This is a genomic window from Ihubacter sp. rT4E-8, assembly GCF_049852125.1.
Taxonomy (GTDB): domain Bacteria; phylum Bacillota; class Clostridia; order Peptostreptococcales; family Anaerovoracaceae; genus Senimuribacter.
In genome coordinates, this window is sequence record NZ_CP187532.1 from 1,021,685 (window position 1) to 1,038,691 (window position 17,007).

Genomic DNA, 17,007 nt, shown 5'->3' on the forward strand with positions numbered 1-17,007 from the left:
GGAATGATCAAAGGGCGTCAGCGCTAAGGTCCCCAATGTATATTGATGCCGTTTGTTTCCTGACCGTATACCCGGCCGCTTTGATCCAGACTGTTTTCATAATAGCCAGCGTAAACCAGTCCGGATGATTCATAGACCAGCAGGTAGACAGAGTTAAGCGGAGTAAGTCCGTTCTGCAGGGACATCATACCGAGGGCCAGCCGATTGTCTGAATAGTCCATCGCCAGAAAATCAGCTGAGATTTCATCATTCCTCTCTGTTTCTTCCGGCAGGTACAGTTGATCTGTGAGAAAGCGCCTGTAACGTCCGCGTTCTTTGACAAAACAGTGAATCTTTTTGTTGTTTTGCACAGCCATATAGAACGATTTGTTTTGATAAGTATCAAAGAGCAGAGGATCCTTGTCAATATCCGCTGTTTTTCCCATAGAAAGCTTTTGTTTTTTTTTCATGGTATCGCGGTCTATAACCGTCAAATAGCAACGTCCCTGTTCATAGGTTATGAGAAGCAGTTCATCTTCATCTGTGCTGGTTGTAAGAGATAGAGCGCGGGCGTCCTCAGCAAGAGGATATGCCAGATGAGCGTGCTTCATATCGTAGTTGTAGACTGTTTTATTCGATACGATCTGCGTGTCTTCTACGTATGGGATAAAGTGTATTCCGCGCATATCTTCAGGCATAGCGTAGTCGTCGCTTGAACAGAGGGTCAGATAAGCGCCCTGGGGTGAAGTAAGACTGACTGGATGGTTCGTGTAGGAATAATATCCTGACCAGGGACGGGAACCGTTAAACTCACAGGTGACATGGATGATTTCGCCGTCGCTGTTTCTCAGGACATCAACCGTATAGTAGGCGTCGTATACAGGCAGTCTGAAATACGAGTTTATCTTTTCATTCTCCGGTTGCTGCTCACGAACATTATAATCGGGGTGAGATATTTGCAGCGACACGGGATAGTAGGTGAAATACTTGTTCAAGGGTAATCTTATATGCTTGTCATCGCCTGTATCCGCTTGTTTTACAGCATCCAAAAGTAGCGGACCCATGGTTGAATCCCTGTAGAAGTCGGCATTTTTATCAGAGAAATTGTAAGAGACACCTATGCTTTCAGCCAGAGCATCCGCCAAAAAGGGAACTATTCTGTTTTTATCCTCCCCTTCAGGCGGTGTATGTTCGAAGCGAAACGCAGCGGTATACTTTAGGCTTTCATTGATATCATAACGGGTTTCCCAGTGCAGACAATCCTGAAACAGGCTTCGGCTCGTTATGGTGACGCCTGCCGCCTTGTCTCGGTCGCCAGCCAGGACTGTTTCGGTAACTGTGACCTGCTCCTTTAGTCCGTTAATAGAAAATCCGGTATAGAGGATGAAGCAAGCTGCCAGAGCGGAAAACAGACATAAGAGTACGGCGCTTCTACGCATTTTCATACACCTCCCGAAAACCATGACGGCAGTCATGGATCATAATGACTAGTGAATAAAGTTCGATGACGATACATGCGGCTAACATGAATAATTTTGCCCCGGAGACAAAAGAACCGGTAGCGCTGCGGGAAAAGGAAACAAAAGTACATACGGCCAGTAAAGGCGCCGCGAAATTGAATCGTCCGTGAAGCTGCTTTAGAGCGAACAGCGACGCGCTGACCGCGGCGCTGATGATAAGGATTATATTTTCTATGTGCAGCCAGATATCGTCCAGAGGGAGAAGGCTGTGAAATACAGGTACTTCGTAGGCTGCCAGGAAAACGCCCAGATAAGAGGACGCGATATGCGGCTCATGCATAAAAATTCTGGACAGTATCAGCAGAAGTCCCAGCTGGAACGCCCAGAAAATCATGATGACGAAGACATTGCAGAGCATCCAGATCCAGGGAAGAAATCTTTCTGACAGAGGAAGTCTGTACAGAGTGTATCTCATCCGGTTAGAACCCTTTGCGCTGCAGATGCCGCAGAGCAAAGCATACATGCACGCAGCAGACAAACCAAAGACCAGCGTAATGTGACCTTCATCTATAACATCATTTAGCGTGAAATTATAGATGCCTTGTTCAGCGTATTTATGAAGCACGACTTTGAATAGAGAGATTTCAACCGCGGCGGTTACAGCTAAAAGCAGGGAAAGCTTTGGCAGAATTCGCTGGGCGGCGTATGCGAAAATGGAATTGTATTTTTGCACGAGATCACTCCCTTTCTTCTGTCATAGCCGACAAAGCGCGGCTGACTCGATCCTGCTTGTAGCGGTAGGTTTCTTTTACGAATTGCAGCAGTGTTTTCCCTGTCTCGTCTAATTTATCCATAGAAGTATCTGCCGCCAAAGTCCCACGATGGATTAAAATTGCCCGGTCTATAAATTTTTCTACTTCTTCCAGAAGGTGTGTGGACAGTAGAATGGTTTCTTCCGGCTCTAATATACCCAGGAGTACCTTGTAGAAATCTTCACGGTTGAATACATCGTTGCCAGAGAAGGGTTCGTCCATCAAAATGTAGTCCGCGCCCTGGGAAAGGGCCAGAATTACTTCAAATTGATTTTGCTGTCCGACAGAAAAGTTTTTTAGCGCTTTCTTCTCCGGTAGCTGGAAAAACTCCATCAAGCCGTGGTATCGTTTATTACGAAAACCAGGAAATTGCATTTGATAGAATTCCTGATGCTGTTGAGGCGTAAGCGCGGAAAAAAATGAGTGTTCTCCGGTGGCAAAGGATATGCGAGAAATATTCTGATGGGTGATTGGCGCGCTGTCCAGCGTAATGTTCCCCTGATATCGCAGGAAGCCCAATATGCATTTCATCAGAGTGGTTTTGCCTGCTCCATTTTCACCGAATAAGCCGATGATCTGTCCCTGCGGTATTGCTAGAGAGATGTCGTTTAGCGCCTTTTGTCCGCTGTATTTTTTCGTTACATTTTTTATTTCAATCATGGCGGATCTCCTTTACATGAACCAAAAGTTTTTCCATTGCCCTGGCGTCATGCAGGCGGCGGGGGTCAGGGTTACATATAGCAGATAGAAAAGACAGATGAGCAGGCATGCTGTAATCGCCGACGCTGCAAGACCGACGCACGGCATTGTGAGACAGCGTTTTGCCAGTTCATACTTTGATGGAAGTCGTTTCATCAGATAGATGCTTTTGCTGTTCTGTGTATGATAACGATAGTGATATAAGGCAAGAGGAATCATAGACAGAGCCAGTATCAAAAAGCCGGTCAGGGTATAATCCATCAGGACCTTAAAGTCTGGCATCTGCGCACCCGGCAGTATCGTTTTCGTAGAGCCGGCGGTGAAAAACAGTGCGTGATAGCAGTTTATGAAGCGGATTGGAAATACCAGACTGATCAGGATACTTGTGATAAGACCGGCGATCAGAGCGGATCGTTCCTTTTTCCAGGAGATACCAAGAGGAACACTGTCTTCTGCTCTTTTTCGGTAAGCTTTGCCCGGCTTCTGAACCTGAGGCTGCGCCGTTCTATTTTTCATCATTTGATTCCTCCTTCCAGGCGGATTCAACTAGAGCTAACGCGTCGTTCATGCTGATACCCATTTGCTTCATACTCATAATCAGAGATTGGGTGTCTCTCGTTAAAAGCGAAGAACGAATGCGGCGTATTTTTTCTTCGTCAATTGTGACGCAGCTCTTTGCGCCACTGCGGGAAGCTATGATTCCTTCGTCTTCCAATATACGGTACGCCTTTTGTATGGTATTGGGATTTACGCCGATCCAGGCGGATAACACGCGCCGAGATGGCATTTCATCTCCATTTTCAATACTACCAGCCACAATACCCCTCTGAACAAAGTAAATAATTTGCTGATATATGGGACTGGTGTCTTCTATGAGAAAGTTGTCAAAGGAAATCAAAGGAATCACCTTCTCTATAAAAAAGTGTATTATTTAAATAATACGGTTAACTGTATTATACATATAGTGCAGTTAGAAGTCAAGCAGATATTTCCATGGGAGGGTAACAGAAAATAAAAAAGTTTCAGAGCTTGAACTGAAACTTTATAAAAACATATAATATTCTTTTAAGACGTACTGCTGTTTAAAATTCTTTTTTTAAAATGACAGAGGTTTGAGAATCTCCATAGATATTAATATGAGCGAGGAGCTGACTCAGTTGATCAGAATCTTCTACAGCGACCATGAGCAGCGCGTTGTAGGGTCCGATGATATGATGCATGGACAAAATGGACTCTTTCGCATGGCAGAATTCGCAGAATGCATCGTACTTTTTAAGATCAACGTTGACAGAAACCATGGCCTGAATGGACTTTCCCAGTTTAGAGTAGTTGATGTCAGCATGATATCCTCTGATGACGTCCTGCTCCTCCAGACGTTTAATGCGTTCTGTTACAGCAGGAGATGAAAGATTAACATTCTGTCCGATTTCTTTGATTGTGGATCTACCTTCTTTAGTTAGGTATTTAATGATATTGATATCTGTTGCGTCCATAGGATGCCTCCCTCAGTAGTTTACTAAAAGTATTTTACTGTATTTGTGAGAAAGGGTCAACTTGTTTTGAAGAAGTGTTTCGTAGGTAATTTTATCTTTTACTTTTGATAAAGGTGTGGTAAACTGATAGGGATAAAAATTGTCGCAGGGAGGAACATATGGAATATTTTTTCAGCCATATCGGATATATTATTGTCGTTGCTGTCGTGTTAGGTCTTGTTGGTTTTGCTACCGTAGTAATGGCGCAGAAAAATGAATCAGAGCGGGATATCAACGAGGAAAAGTGTAATTATCATTGTGGCAGCTGCCCGAATACTGAGTTTTGCCACAAAGAGGGAAAGAAAATAAATTCATAGATCATACGCGTATATAACTGGTAAAAAGCCGGGCCGCCGTTAACAGAATGTCTCTGTGGAAGCGGACCGGTTTTTGTATTAGCAAAAAAACATGATTTTCTCGGCAAAAACTCTTGATTTAACGCTTTAATATGGTAAAATGATGAAGTGCAAAAAAGCGGAAACCACCGTGATATGGCACGGAAAGCCGAAAGGAGTTATAGCAGGCAATGAAAATCAACCAGAACATCATGAAAAGTGGGGAACGAGCGACATTTCAGCTGCGTAGTCTTTACCAGCAGTATGGCTATCGTCAGTTCAAGGTGGGAAAGTTCGAGGAATATGAACTATATGTCAGAAATAAAGATTTTATCGCTTCTGACAGTATCATCACATTTAACGACCCGGGCGGTAAGCTGATGGCCCTCAAACCGGATTTAACGCTTTCTATCGTAAAGAATTACCATCCCGCAGAGGGATATGTAGAAAAGGTTTACTATAGCGAGAATATTTATCGTGGCGCGAAAGCATCCCATGGTTATAAGGAAATCCTGCAGACGGGGCTGGAGTGCATGGGAGATATCGACCTGTATCATCTGTGTGAGGTGACCATGCTTGCGGCAAAGAGCCTGGCGGCAATTGGAAGCGATCATGTATTGGAGATTTCCCATATGGGATTGGTTAAGTCTCTGCTGCAGGGGCTGGATGAGGAAGTGCAGGCGCAGATTATAAAGTGTATCGGCGAAAAGAACATACATGAGATCCATCAGATCTGCCATACACATCACATAGATAAAGAAATAGACGAATCCTTAGAAATCCTGGTGTCCACCTATGGCAATTACAAAAAGGTGCTGGGAAGACTGTCGAAGCTGAAGCTGGATAATGGAGCAAAGGATGCATTGGAAGAACTTGCCGCTATCTGCGGTGTGTTGGCGAAAAATAAGCTGACAAAGAGGATCAATATAGATTTTTCCATTGTGAATGATATGACCTATTACAGCGGTTTGCTGTTCAAAGGTTTTATCAACGGCATTCCTTCAAGTGTTCTTTCCGGCGGACAATACGACAGGCTGATGGAGCGCATGGGTAAAAAGGGTGGAGCAATCGGCTTCGCGGTATATCTGGATTCTTTGGACCGTCTCGAATCATACGAAAAACAGTATGACTTTGATGTGGTCTTTCTTTATGACCGGGATGCGGATATCGGTCAGGTGCTCAGAGAAGCGAAGGCTCTGCGGGAACAGGGCAAAGCGGTGCTGGTACAGCGTCAGCTTCCTGGAAAATTAACTTATAGAACTTTAGTAAAATTGATAGATGGCGAGGTGACAGTCCTTGAAGCAAATGATTAACGTGGCGCTGCCAAAGGGCAGATTAGGGCAGAAGGTATATGATATGTTCGAAAAGGCAGGTTTCCAGTGTCCCTCCATCAAGGAAGACAACCGAAAATTGATTTTTGAAAATCAGGATGCCGGCGTCCGGTACTTCTGGGTAAAGCCCTCGGATGTGACGATTTATGTAGAGAGAGGAGCGGCGGATATCGGCGTGGCAGGCAAGGATATCCTGCTGGAATATGCCCCTGATGTTTACGAATTGCTGGATTTAAATCTGGGAAGATGCCGCATGGCCGTGGCCGCTAGAAAGGATTTTCGTGATCAAACGGAGCGAACGCTACGAGTGGCTACCAAATTCCCTAATATAGCCAAGGATTTCTATGAGAAGGAGAGTCGTGATATCGATATAATAAAACTCAACGGATCGATTGAGATAGCGCCGATTCTTGGACTGTCCGATGTTATTGTGGATATCGTAGAAACCGGAAAGACCTTGAAGGAAAATAATCTGGTAGTTTTCGACACCATTGTTCCAATCAGTGCAAGGCTGATTGCCAATAAGGCCAGCTTTAAATTTAAGACAGAGGAAATAGAACATGTCCGCGACGCTTTGGCGTCACAGCTTTCTCTGTAGAGATACGAATATGAGGTAATAAAGATGAGCAAATTTTTAAATGAAAAATATAGAAAGCTCCAGGCTTACACTCCGGGAGAGCAGCCCCAGGGGAAGAACTACATCAAACTGAACACCAACGAATCGCCATATCCGCCGGGACCAAAAGTACAGGCGGCTGTAAATAGCAGTGAAGCGGCAAATTTGAGACTTTATTCAGATCCGGAGAGCAGGGTTCTAAAGGAAAGGCTAGCTGGTTTATATGGGATGAAGCCGGAGAATATTTTTGTTTCTAACGGCTCCGATGATATATTGAATTTTGCTTTTATGGCTTTTGCAGGCGATAGTACGAAAGTTATGTTTCCGGAGATTTCCTATGGATTTTATGAAGTTTTTGGTGATCTTTATCACATCGATTACGAAAAGGTTTCTTTAAAAGAGGATTTTTCCATAGACTCAACAGATTATGTGTGCCAGAATAAGATGATCGTTATCGCGAATCCAAATGCGCCTACAGGAAAAGCGCTGCAGCTCTATGAAATCGAAAGGATAGTCAGAACAAATCCGGATCATATCGTTCTCATCGACGAGGCATATGTGGATTTTGGCGCGGAAAGCTGTGTGGATCTGGTACATAAATATGAAAATCTTCTTGTCGTACAGACCTTTTCTAAGTCCAGAAGTATGGCGGGTGCAAGGCTGGGATTTGCTATTGCCAACGCGGCTGTCATTGCCGATCTGGAGAAGATAAAGTATTCCACTAATCCTTATAACGTCAACCGTCTGACAGCGGCGGCCGGTATTGCGGCTATCGAGGAAAACGATTATTATATAGAAAATTGTAAAAGGATCGCGGACACTCGCGAGCGTACGGCGGATGCTCTGGAACGCCTTGGATTTGATATTGTTCCGTCTAAAGCAAATTTTTTGTTTGTCAGATCCGAACGGATCGATGGCGGCCTGTATTACCGTAAGTTGCGTGAAAAGGGTATTCTGATACGTCACTTTGATAAGGAGAAAATATCTCAGTACAACAGGATTACGATTGGAACGGATGAGGAGATGGATCATCTTCTGGAGGCTACAGCAGAAATTATGAAGGAGACTGAAAAATGAGAACCAGTGAAATTATCAGAAAGACAGCGGAGACAGATATTACGTTGCGTTTAAATCTGGACGGCAGTGGAAAGGGAGAAATTCATTCGGGCTGTGGTTTTTTGGATCATATGTTAACCTTATTCTCACGCCATGGCCGGTTTGATCTGGATGTAACCTGCAAGGGAGACACTTATGTGGATGATCACCACAGTGTGGAAGATATCGGTATCGCGCTGGGCAGCGCGTTTAAAGAGGCGTTGGGCGATATGAAGGGTATCTCACGTTATGGCCATATTATTTTGCCTATGGACGAGACTTTAATGGTCTGCGCCGTGGACATTTCAGGGAGAGATTTTCTGGGATTCGACGTACTGATGCCGGCTGCGAAGGTGGGTGAATTTGATACGGAACTGGTGAAAGAGTTCTTTTTGGGATTTGTGCGCAAAGCACAGTTGACACTGCACTTCAAGGAGCTGGCAGGAGAAAACACGCATCATATCATCGAGGCAATGTTTAAAGCTTTTGGCCGCGTGATGGGAAATGCGGTAAGAATCGATCAGGCATATAAAGACGAAATACCTTCCACGAAAGGAGTGCTGTAGATGATAGCGATCATTGATTACGGTGTGGGGAATATTTTTTCCCTATATAGCTCTTTTAGATATATAGGAGCGGAAGCTGTGTTGACAGCGGATCCGGAGGTAATCCGAGGCGCTGATAAAATCGTATTGCCGGGGGTTGGGGCTTTTGGCGACGCCGCTGAAAAATTACGGTCCAGCGGACTGGCTGAGCTTGTATTAGAGCAAGCGGCCGCGGGCAAACCGCTTATGGGAATTTGCCTGGGCATGCAGTTGCTCTTTGAAAAGAGCTATGAATACGGTGAACACGACGGTTTGGGCTTGATTCCGGGGAAAGTAGTTACCATGGAAGGCGTAGTTCCTGCTGAGTACAAGGTGCCTCACATTGGATGGAATGGCTTGCATTTTCCAAAAAGCCGTGAAAAAAGCCCTTTGTTCAGGTATGTTAAAGAGGGAGAATGCGTTTATTTTGTGCACACTTATTTCGGAACGGATTGTGAGGACAGTGTAATTGCCAGCGCCGAGTATGGGGCGGAGCTGACGGCAGCAGTATCTGCCGGAAATGTATACGGGGTTCAATTCCATCCGGAAAAGAGCGGACAAGTAGGTATGAAGATTTTGAAAGCATTTTGTGAGTTATAGAGGAGTAATGGAGTTATGAAAATATTTCCTGCAATTGATTTGCGAGGCGGCAAGGTGGTTCGCCTGCTGAAAGGAGATTACGATAGAATGACTGTCTTTGGCGACGACCCTCTGGCTGTCGCGAAGGAATTTGCTGAAGCGGGGGCGGAGTTTCTCCATGTAGTGGATCTGGACGGCGCGAAGGACGGTGATAATCCTAATTTTGACATAGTGAAAATGCTGGCGCAGAAGTCGGGATTGAAGGTGGAAATTGGCGGCGGCATTCGGAACGAGGAAACCGTGAAAAAATATCTGGACGTGGGAGTTTGGCGCGTGATTTTAGGTACGATTGCAGTAGAAAATCCGATTTTTACAGCAGATATGATAGCTAAATACGGCGATCAGATAGCGGTTTCTGTGGATATTGCCGGCAGAAATGTTGCGGTTCGCGGCTGGCGTGAGATTTCGCAGATTACAGTAGACGCCATTTTTGATCGCCTGACAGCTGATGGCGTCAATTGTGTCATCTGTACGGACATTTCTAAGGACGGCGCTATGGAGGGAACGAATCGCAGCTTATATAAAGAGCTTTCTGAGAAGTATTCTGTGAATATCGTGGCGTCAGGCGGCGTTTCTTCGATGGAGGAGGTAAAGGCTCTGACTGGCATGGGCGTATATGGCGCGATTATCGGTAAGGCGCTCTATACTGGAGATATCGATCTTGCTTCGGCTATTAGAGAGGGGGAAGGGATATGATAACCAAAAGAATTATTCCTTGTTTGGATGTACGTAACGGCAGAGTAGTCAAAGGTGTGAATTTTCAGGGATTGTCTGATGTATCTTCGCCAGTGGAGCTAGGCCGGTATTACAGCGAAAACGGTGCTGACGAGCTTGTTTTTTACGATATTACTGCATCTTATGAGGAGCGTCAGCTGTTTACAGATATTTTGAGAGAAGTGGCTTCTACAATTTTTATTCCGCTGACTGTAGGAGGCGGGATCAATACGCTGGACGATTTTGACCGTGTGCTGAAGTGCGGCGCTGATAAGGTTTCCGTTAATTCTGGCGCGATTCGAAATCCGGGACTTATTGCGGAGGCGGCAAAACGGTATGGCGACCAGTGTGTAGTTTTGTCGGTGGATGTGAAAAGAGTAGACGGCTCTTTTCACGTTTTCGCAAAAGGTGGCAGAGAGGACACGGGGTTGGATGCTATCGAATGGATCAAGTGGGGTGAGCAAAGCGGCGCTGGCGAGATTGTAGTGAATAGCATCGATACGGACGGTGTAAAGCAGGGATTCGACATCCCTTTGCTCCGCATTGTAAACGAGGCGGTTAGCGTACCAGTTATCGCTTCCGGGGGAGCGGGAAGTATTGGTGATTTCATTACTTTGTTCAGAGAAATCCCTACGATTGACGCGGGACTTGCGGCCTCGATTTTTCACTTTGGAGAGGTGCGGATCAGTGATTTAAAGGCGGCTCTTTTGGCAGACGGCGTCAATGTACGGTGACAGGGAGGTTAAAAATGATAAGAATAGACGAATTAAAATTTGATGAAAAGGGTTTGATACCGGCTATCGTAGTTGATAATCAATCTAAACGGGTGTTGACTTTGGCTTACATGAACCGAGAAAGTTTGGAAATTTCAATGCGCGAAATGAAAACGTGCTTCTGGTCGCGTTCGCGTAAACAGCTGTGGAGGAAAGGCGAAACCAGCGGCAATCAGCAGCATATCGTCAGCATTGTTGCGGACTGTGACAGAGACGCTTTAGTTGTCTTAGTGAACAAAGAGGGTCCGGCATGTCATCTTGGCAACGATTCCTGCTTCGAATTTCCTGTATTGGGCGATGTGCAGCCGGAATTTTCAGTGAAGGGATTATATGGAATGCTGGAGAGCCGTAAGGCTGAGCTGCCGGAAAATTCTTACACTACGTATCTCTTTGAAAAGGGTTTGGATAAAATTCTGAAAAAAGTGGGCGAGGAATCGACAGAAGTAATTATTGCCGGGAAAGCGGAAGACAAGGAAGAAACGGTTTATGAAATCGCGGATCTGATGTATCATGTTATGGTGCTTATGGTTCAGTTGGGAATCAGCGTGGATGAGGTTATAGATGAATTGGCATCACGTCATGTAATCGATCACAAGGTAAAGCAGGAGAAGATGAGATGATTTTATTGAATCCGAAAGGAAACGTAAATCTGCACACGCATACGGCTTACTGCGACGGAAAAGATATGCCTGAGGATATGGTGAAGGAAGCCATAGCCTTGGGCTTTTCTGCTCTGGGCTTTTCCGGTCACGGCTATTCTGTTTACGATACAGATTTTTGTATGAGCAAGGAGAATACGATAGCATACCGGCAGGAAGTGCTGCGTTTGAAAAAGAAATATCAAAAGGAAATCCATATCTACCTGGGCGTTGAGATGGACTATTACGGCGAGAAGGACGAGTATCCCTATGATTTTGTAATCGGTTCCGTTCATGGCGTAGAGAAGGACGGACAGATACTGTCAGTGGATAATACAGAGGAGGTTATGCTCAGTAATGTGGATCAGCATTTCGGGGGTGATTTCCGGGCGTATGTAGAACGGTACTATGAAACGATTGCGAACGTAGTAGAGCGAACAGAAGCGGATATCATAGGACACTTCGATCTGGTAACAAAATTTAACGAGGGAAATAAGTATTTCGACGAGAACGCCGCCTGGTATAAACGAGCTGCGCTGGACGCGCTGAAATCGGCGGCGGAACGACAGCCGTGTTTTGAAATTAATACCGGTGCGCAGGCCCGTGGGTATCGCAGCAGGCCGTATCCGGCGGATTTTCTTTTGGAGGAAATTGACCGTCTGGGCTGTCCGGCGATCTTATCAAGTGATTGTCATGATAAGAGAGATTTGGCTTATGGGTTTTCTCAGCTGGTGCAGAGGATGAAAAGGGATTGATGATTCTACTGGTGAATTGTAGAAAAAACAGGGAATCATATGAAATTACGTTGCGAAGTTTCTGTCAATATGATAAAATATGAATAGCTGAAAAGCTACGAGAAATTACGGAGGATGAACATGAAGAAATTTATTTCATTAACTCTCGTTGCTGTTATGGTACTGTCCATGTCTTTATTTATGGCAGGCTGCGGCGGCGATGAAGACAACGCAGGCGCTGGCGGTGAAGAAGCAAAAGGCGTAAAGGTCAGATGCGTTATTTCTACACAGTTAGGCGACCAGTCGTTTAACGATTCTGCAAAAGCAGGTATCGACCAGTTAGCGGAAGAAGGATATGATGCAAAGGTTATCGAGTGCAAGAATGACGCAAACACATTCGAGCAGAACCTGAGAACTGCTGCTGATGACGCGGACATCGTAATCGGCGTAGGCTCTGAGCTTGACATGATCGGTACAGTTGCAAAGGAATACGAGAATGTAAAGTTCGTATGGTGCGATAACGTATTAGAAGAAATTGAAACATATCCGAACCTGACTTGCGTATCCTACAAACAGAATGAAGGTTCTTATTTGGTTGGCTGGATTGCAGGCAAGATGACAGAGTCCAACGTAGTTGGTTTCATCGGTGGTAAGGATATCCCTGTAATCAACGATTTCCGTGTTGGATTTACGCAGGGCGCTAAGGACGCAGGAAAAGAAGCAGGCAAGGACGTCAAGGTTGTTAAACAGTTTACTGACGACTGGACAGATACAAATCTGGGAGCCGAAGCCGCACAGGTTGAACAGTCTCAGGGCGCGGACATTATCTTCTGCGCAGCAGGCGGTTCCGGCAACGGCGCTATCATGAAGGCTGAAGAACTGGGAATCAAATGCATCGGCGTTGACCAGGATCAGAGAATTACTTTGAAAGAATACGCAGACAGAATCCTCTGCTCTATGATCAAAGAAGTTGGAAAATCCATTGTTGACATCGTAAAAGATTTCGCTGATAACGGAAACTTCCCAGGCGGAGAAGTATTCAGTGCAGGTATGGGCGGCGGCTATGTAGCAGTTGCTTATGGTGCTGATGATATGGAACAGCTGGTATCTGATGATCTGAAGGCTGAACTGGAAGCACAGATTGAGAAGCTGAATAATGGCGATCTGAAGGTTGACACTGCTTTATAATTGAATCAGATAAATAAATAGCTTAGTGACTGAGGCGTGGCGTGCAATGCGCCACGCTTTTGTTTCGAAGGTATAGAAACAAATACAATACTATATAAGAGAATGCGGGGTAATGACTTTGCAAGATACAATTGTAAGATTTGAGAACATATCTATGCAGTTTCCCGGCGTACTGGCCAACGATAATGTCTCTTTCGATATTAAGAAGGGTGAAGTTTTTGCTTTGGTAGGTGAAAACGGCGCGGGAAAAAGTACATTGATGAATATTCTGTACGGTATCAATACGCCCACTGATGGAAACGTGTATATTAAAGGGAACAGGATGGAGAAGCATACGCCGGGAGAAGCGATTGAAAATGGCGTAGGCATGGTGCATCAGCATTTTATGTTAGTGCCGTCCTTTACGGTAGCTCAGAATATCGCGCTGAGCAAGGAGCCGAGAAAGAATAAGGTGTTCTATGATCTGAAGGCGGCAGAGAAGGCTACGGCAGATCTAGTAGAGGATTATGGACTGATTGTCGACCCTAAGGCGATAGTACAGGAGATTAGCGTAGGACTGCAGCAGAGAGTAGAAATCCTGAAAACATTGTACAGAGGATCAGATATATTGATTTTAGACGAGCCTACGGCTGTTTTGACGCCCCAGGAAACAGAAGAACTTTTCGATGTAATCAGAAGGATCGTCCGTGAAAAGGACATGACCGTCGTTATTATCACTCATAAACTATATGAGGTTATGGCTATTTCCGATAGAGTTGGCGTAATGCGCCAGGGAAAGCTGGTAGGCGTTGTGGAAACGAAAGATGTTAACGAGCGGATACTGGCCTCTATGATGGTAGGCCGTGACGTCCTCTTTGATAAGCTGGAAAAAAGAGGACAGACAGGAAATGTAGAAATCGAGGTCAGGGATCTTCACGTTGCAGATAATAGAGGTCTGCTTGCGGTCAGAGGTGTAAATCTGCAAATTCGAGCAGGAGAAATTCTTGGCGTTGCCGCTATTGAAGGGAATGGACAAAGTGAGCTTCTGGAGGCCATTACTGGATTGCGCCCAATTCAAGCAGGGGAAGTTATCGTAAAGGATACCGTTGTTAACGGTAAAGACCCAGGTGAAATCAGGAGCTTGGGAGTAGCTCATATTCCAGAGGACAGAATTGCTACAGGCGTTTCTGTTCAGTCAGATATTACCGATAATCTGATCATTGGTAAGGAGAAGCGCAAAGAATTTTCTAAGAAAGGTATCCACCTGAAGCGATCTTCCATCGTTCGATATGCAGAGGAGCTGTTCACCAAGTTCGATATGAGAGGAGCTGGTGTAAATACAACAGTGGGTTCTCTGTCAGGCGGAAATATGCAGAAGGTTGTCGTCGCCAGGGAGTTCTCTTTTGAAACGCCGATTCTGATCATTGCGCAGCCGACCAGAGGCGTAGACGTAGGCGCTATTGAATTCATCCATCAGAGTATTATAGATAAGAGAAATGAAGGATGCGCCATTCTGCTAGTCAGCGCTGATCTTGACGAAATCTTCCGGCTCAGCGATCGTATTATTACTATGTACGAAGGTAAGATCACGGGAGAATTTAAAGAAGGCGAAATTGATAAGATGGACATCAGTTACTATATGACAGGAGATCGCAGTGAAACTGTCAAAGGGGAGGAAGGAGGCGTACAGATATGAAAGGTTTAAAAAATATCGATACCAAGTATATCGTCTCCCTGATTGCCAGTATTGTAGCGGCACTGCTGATCGGCGCTCTGCTGATGCTGGTTACCGGTTACAGCCCGGTGGAAGGCTACGGTGCAATGATCAAAGGCTCTTTAGGCAGTCCGCGATTCATAGGTAATACGATTGAAAAGGCTATGACGCTGTGTCTGCTGGGATTGGCTACGGCTATTGGCGCCAGAGGAGGCTTGTTTAACGTAGGAGGAGAAGGACAGCTGTTTTTCGGCGCTTTGGCGGCTACCATGATAGGACTCTGGTTTTCCAACCTGCCAGTACCGGTTGTTATCCTGCTGGCGCTGATCTGTTCAGTTGTAGTAGGTGGATTTTATGCATGGATTCCGGCGGTTTTGAAGGTAAGACTGGGTGTCAGTGAAGTTATTACAACGATCATGTTGAATACTGTAGCTATTAAGATTTGTACTTATCTGGTTAATGGCCCGTGGGTATCGCCGCTGAAATCGATTACAAAGGGTACGGATTATCTTGCAGATCCGCTTCGTTTCAGTAAGCTGATTACAGCGTCCAATCTGAGCACAGGCTTCATCAGCGGTATCATTGTCACTTTCTTCATCTGGTATATAATGAAGAAGACCAGTGTCGGATTGGAACTGAAGGTCACTGGCGAGAACTATCGGTTTGCCAAGTTTGCAGGACTAAAGGCGGACAAGCTGATGATAGGTTCTATGGTTGCCTCAGGCGCGATTTGCGGTTTCGTGGGCATGCTGCTGGTGTACGGCTATCAGGGACGTATGACGGACAGCGTCAGCAATGAGTTCTATTTTGACGGAATGCTGGTCGCTATGATTATGAATTATAACCCGATCGGAATTATCATTATGAGCTTTTTCTTTGCCATATTGAGTACAGGAGCGGCTCTGATGGACATGACTGTAGGTATCTCATCACAGATTTATGATATCATCTTCTCTATCATCATTTTCCTGATGGCGGCTCAGAAGGGTATTTCGGCATGGGTTACCAATAAGAGACTACAGCAGACGACCAAAGCAAGGGTCAGAGCGAAAGCGAAAGAAGGAAAGGAGTTGGAGGCAAATGTGGGATCAGATAACAGAAATCTTTAATGCCGGACTATTTCAGAATACCATCCGTAATGCCACTCCTGTTATTCTTGCGGCGCTTGGTGGACTGTTCACAGAGCACGCGGGTATCATGAATATCGGTATGGAGGGTATGATCTTAACGGGCGCTTTTACAGCTGTAGCTTTCAGCTTCATGTTTGTCAGCGCGCCTATGGGCGTATTGGCGGCAGTGCTGGTAGGTATTCTTATTGGACTGTTCTTTGCACTGTTTGTAGTAAAGCTAAAGAGCGATGAATTTATTATTGGAATGACGCTGAATACTTTTGCGGCGGGTCTGACTGTATTTATCATGCGTAATGTGTTCGGACAGGTAGGTACATGGTCTGACGCTGCAATCGTAGGACTTCCAGTAATCCAAATTCCGTTGATCAAAGAGATTCCGTTTATCGGAGCAGTTTTAAGCGGCCATTCCATCTTTGTCTATCTGTCATGGCTGCTTGTTATTGCCGTGTGGTTTTTCCTGTATAGAACGCCGTACGGCTTCTGGATGCGGGCGTCTGGTGAACATCCGGAGGCGCTGGAGACCGCCGGGATTGATCCGGTAAAAATGAAGGTTCTGGCCAGCGTATTGTGCGGTATTTTCTGTGGCTTCGCAGGAGCGCATTTGTCTCTGGGCTATTTAAAATGCTTTACGGAGGGCATGAGCGCCAGCCGTGGTTTTATCGCGTTTGCTTGTGTAATTTTTGGTATGGCAAATCCTCCAAAGGTTTTTGGCGCGGCGCTCTTATTTGGATTTTTGCAGGCTTTAGGCTTAAGATTGCAATCTGTAGGCGTTCCGTCAGATTTGACAGCAGGCGTTCCATATCTTGTAACGGTTTTGATGTTGGTGTATATCGTAGCGACCAGCGAAGGCCGTAAAAAGAGAAGGGCGAAAAAGGAAACGAGACTGGAAGCTCATACAGAATGAATATGATGGTTTGTGAAAGATTGTGTATTTTGCGTGAAATATCCAAGTATCATTTGAAAATCGTATAAAGGCGTGATAAAATGAGGAAGTCTGCTGGCGCGGCGTAGCTGCCGCGGGGCAAATGGCAGATAAGTATGATAGATTAGAGGAA

General features: G+C 45.3%; 20 protein-coding genes. 14 read left to right on the forward strand and 6 right to left on the reverse strand.

The annotated features are described in order from the left end of the window. Positions 1 to 23: 23 nt before the first annotated feature. The 6 genes from ACPW7J_RS05025 to ACPW7J_RS05050 form a co-directional block, all read right to left on the reverse strand. Positions 24 to 1,424, reverse strand: a complete 1,401-nt coding sequence (locus ACPW7J_RS05025; protein WP_424959451.1) for a hypothetical protein — start codon at positions 1,422 to 1,424, stop codon at positions 24 to 26. Beyond that, on the reverse strand, positions 1,411 to 2,172 hold the full coding sequence (locus tag ACPW7J_RS05030) for a hypothetical protein (RefSeq protein WP_424959452.1): 762 nt from the start codon (positions 2,170 to 2,172) through the stop codon (positions 1,411 to 1,413). Before ACPW7J_RS05030 ends, ACPW7J_RS05025 begins: the two co-directional genes overlap by 14 nt. A 4-nt stretch (positions 2,173 to 2,176) precedes the next feature. Next, on the reverse strand, positions 2,177 to 2,911 hold the full coding sequence (locus ACPW7J_RS05035; protein ID WP_161874530.1) for an ABC transporter ATP-binding protein: 735 nt from the start codon (positions 2,909 to 2,911) through the stop codon (positions 2,177 to 2,179). 12 nt (positions 2,912 to 2,923) lie between these two features. After that, the gene (locus tag ACPW7J_RS05040; protein WP_161874529.1) at positions 2,924 to 3,469 is read right to left on the reverse strand and encodes a hypothetical protein; all 546 of its coding nucleotides are present in this window, start codon (positions 3,467 to 3,469) and stop codon (positions 2,924 to 2,926) included. Next, positions 3,456 to 3,857 (reverse strand): GntR family transcriptional regulator, encoded by a 402-nt coding sequence (locus ACPW7J_RS05045; protein WP_424959453.1) that lies wholly within the window; start codon positions 3,855 to 3,857, stop codon positions 3,456 to 3,458. Before ACPW7J_RS05045 ends, ACPW7J_RS05040 begins: the two co-directional genes overlap by 14 nt. 175 nt (positions 3,858 to 4,032) lie before the next feature. Continuing rightward, a complete protein-coding gene (locus ACPW7J_RS05050; protein ID WP_424959454.1) occupies positions 4,033 to 4,443 on the reverse strand; it encodes an Lrp/AsnC family transcriptional regulator in 411 nt (136 codons plus the stop codon). A 158-nt stretch (positions 4,444 to 4,601) separates the two neighbouring features. On the opposite strand from ACPW7J_RS05050, the gene ACPW7J_RS05055 reads away from it, so the two are divergent. The 14 genes from ACPW7J_RS05055 (at position 4,602) to ACPW7J_RS05120 (ending at position 16,856) form a co-directional block, all read left to right on the forward strand. Beyond that, on the forward strand, positions 4,602 to 4,799 hold the full coding sequence (locus ACPW7J_RS05055; RefSeq protein ID WP_161874526.1) for a FeoB-associated Cys-rich membrane protein: 198 nt from the start codon (positions 4,602 to 4,604) through the stop codon (positions 4,797 to 4,799). Positions 4,800 to 5,008: 209 nt separating this feature from the next. Beyond that, positions 5,009 to 6,130: an ATP phosphoribosyltransferase regulatory subunit gene (locus tag ACPW7J_RS05060; protein ID WP_424959455.1), complete on the forward strand. Its 1,122-nt coding sequence runs from the start codon at positions 5,009 to 5,011 to the stop codon at positions 6,128 to 6,130. Beyond that, positions 6,123 to 6,746 (forward strand): ATP phosphoribosyltransferase, encoded by a 624-nt coding sequence (gene hisG, locus ACPW7J_RS05065; RefSeq protein ID WP_161874552.1) that lies wholly within the window; start codon positions 6,123 to 6,125, stop codon positions 6,744 to 6,746. Before ACPW7J_RS05060 ends, hisG begins: the two co-directional genes overlap by 8 nt. 24 nt (positions 6,747 to 6,770) lie before the next feature. Then, positions 6,771 to 7,841 carry a histidinol-phosphate transaminase gene (hisC, locus tag ACPW7J_RS05070; RefSeq protein WP_424959456.1) on the forward strand — a complete coding sequence of 357 codons (1,071 nt, stop codon included), beginning with the start codon at positions 6,771 to 6,773 and terminating at the stop codon, positions 7,839 to 7,841. Next, positions 7,838 to 8,425, forward strand: a complete 588-nt coding sequence (gene hisB, locus ACPW7J_RS05075) for an imidazoleglycerol-phosphate dehydratase HisB (protein WP_424959457.1) — start codon at positions 7,838 to 7,840, stop codon at positions 8,423 to 8,425. The genes hisC and hisB overlap by 4 nt, the downstream gene beginning before the upstream one ends. Then, complete coding sequence (gene hisH, locus ACPW7J_RS05080; RefSeq protein ID WP_161874522.1) at positions 8,426 to 9,043, forward strand: imidazole glycerol phosphate synthase subunit HisH; 618 nt, start codon at positions 8,426 to 8,428, stop codon at positions 9,041 to 9,043. 15 nt (positions 9,044 to 9,058) lie between these two features. Continuing rightward, a complete protein-coding gene (hisA, locus tag ACPW7J_RS05085) occupies positions 9,059 to 9,778 on the forward strand; it encodes a 1-(5-phosphoribosyl)-5-[(5-phosphoribosylamino)methylideneamino]imidazole-4-carboxamide isomerase (RefSeq protein WP_424959458.1) in 720 nt (239 codons plus the stop codon). After that, positions 9,775 to 10,530, forward strand: a complete 756-nt coding sequence (gene hisF, locus ACPW7J_RS05090) for an imidazole glycerol phosphate synthase subunit HisF (protein ID WP_424959459.1) — start codon at positions 9,775 to 9,777, stop codon at positions 10,528 to 10,530. Before hisA ends, hisF begins: the two co-directional genes overlap by 4 nt. Positions 10,531 to 10,544: 14 nt before the next feature. Continuing rightward, a complete protein-coding gene (hisIE, locus tag ACPW7J_RS05095; protein WP_424959460.1) occupies positions 10,545 to 11,189 on the forward strand; it encodes a bifunctional phosphoribosyl-AMP cyclohydrolase/phosphoribosyl-ATP diphosphatase HisIE in 645 nt (214 codons plus the stop codon). Next, positions 11,186 to 11,962 carry a histidinol-phosphatase gene (locus tag ACPW7J_RS05100; protein ID WP_161874518.1) on the forward strand — a complete coding sequence of 259 codons (777 nt, stop codon included), beginning with the start codon at positions 11,186 to 11,188 and terminating at the stop codon, positions 11,960 to 11,962. Before hisIE ends, ACPW7J_RS05100 begins: the two co-directional genes overlap by 4 nt. Before the next feature lie 120 nt (positions 11,963 to 12,082). Then, positions 12,083 to 13,129, forward strand: coding sequence for a BMP family ABC transporter substrate-binding protein (locus ACPW7J_RS05105; protein WP_161874517.1), 1,047 nt, complete (start codon positions 12,083 to 12,085; stop codon positions 13,127 to 13,129). Between the two features lie 112 nt (positions 13,130 to 13,241). Then, entirely contained in the window at positions 13,242 to 14,804 is a 1,563-nt protein-coding gene (locus ACPW7J_RS05110; protein ID WP_424959461.1) for an ABC transporter ATP-binding protein, read from the forward strand. Further along, the gene (locus tag ACPW7J_RS05115; RefSeq protein WP_161874516.1) at positions 14,801 to 15,931 is read left to right on the forward strand and encodes an ABC transporter permease; all 1,131 of its coding nucleotides are present in this window, start codon (positions 14,801 to 14,803) and stop codon (positions 15,929 to 15,931) included. Before ACPW7J_RS05110 ends, ACPW7J_RS05115 begins: the two co-directional genes overlap by 4 nt. Continuing rightward, positions 15,903 to 16,856, forward strand: coding sequence for an ABC transporter permease (locus ACPW7J_RS05120; protein ID WP_161874515.1), 954 nt, complete (start codon positions 15,903 to 15,905; stop codon positions 16,854 to 16,856). The genes ACPW7J_RS05115 and ACPW7J_RS05120 overlap by 29 nt, the downstream gene beginning before the upstream one ends. The last annotated feature ends 151 nt before the right edge of the window (positions 16,857 to 17,007 follow it).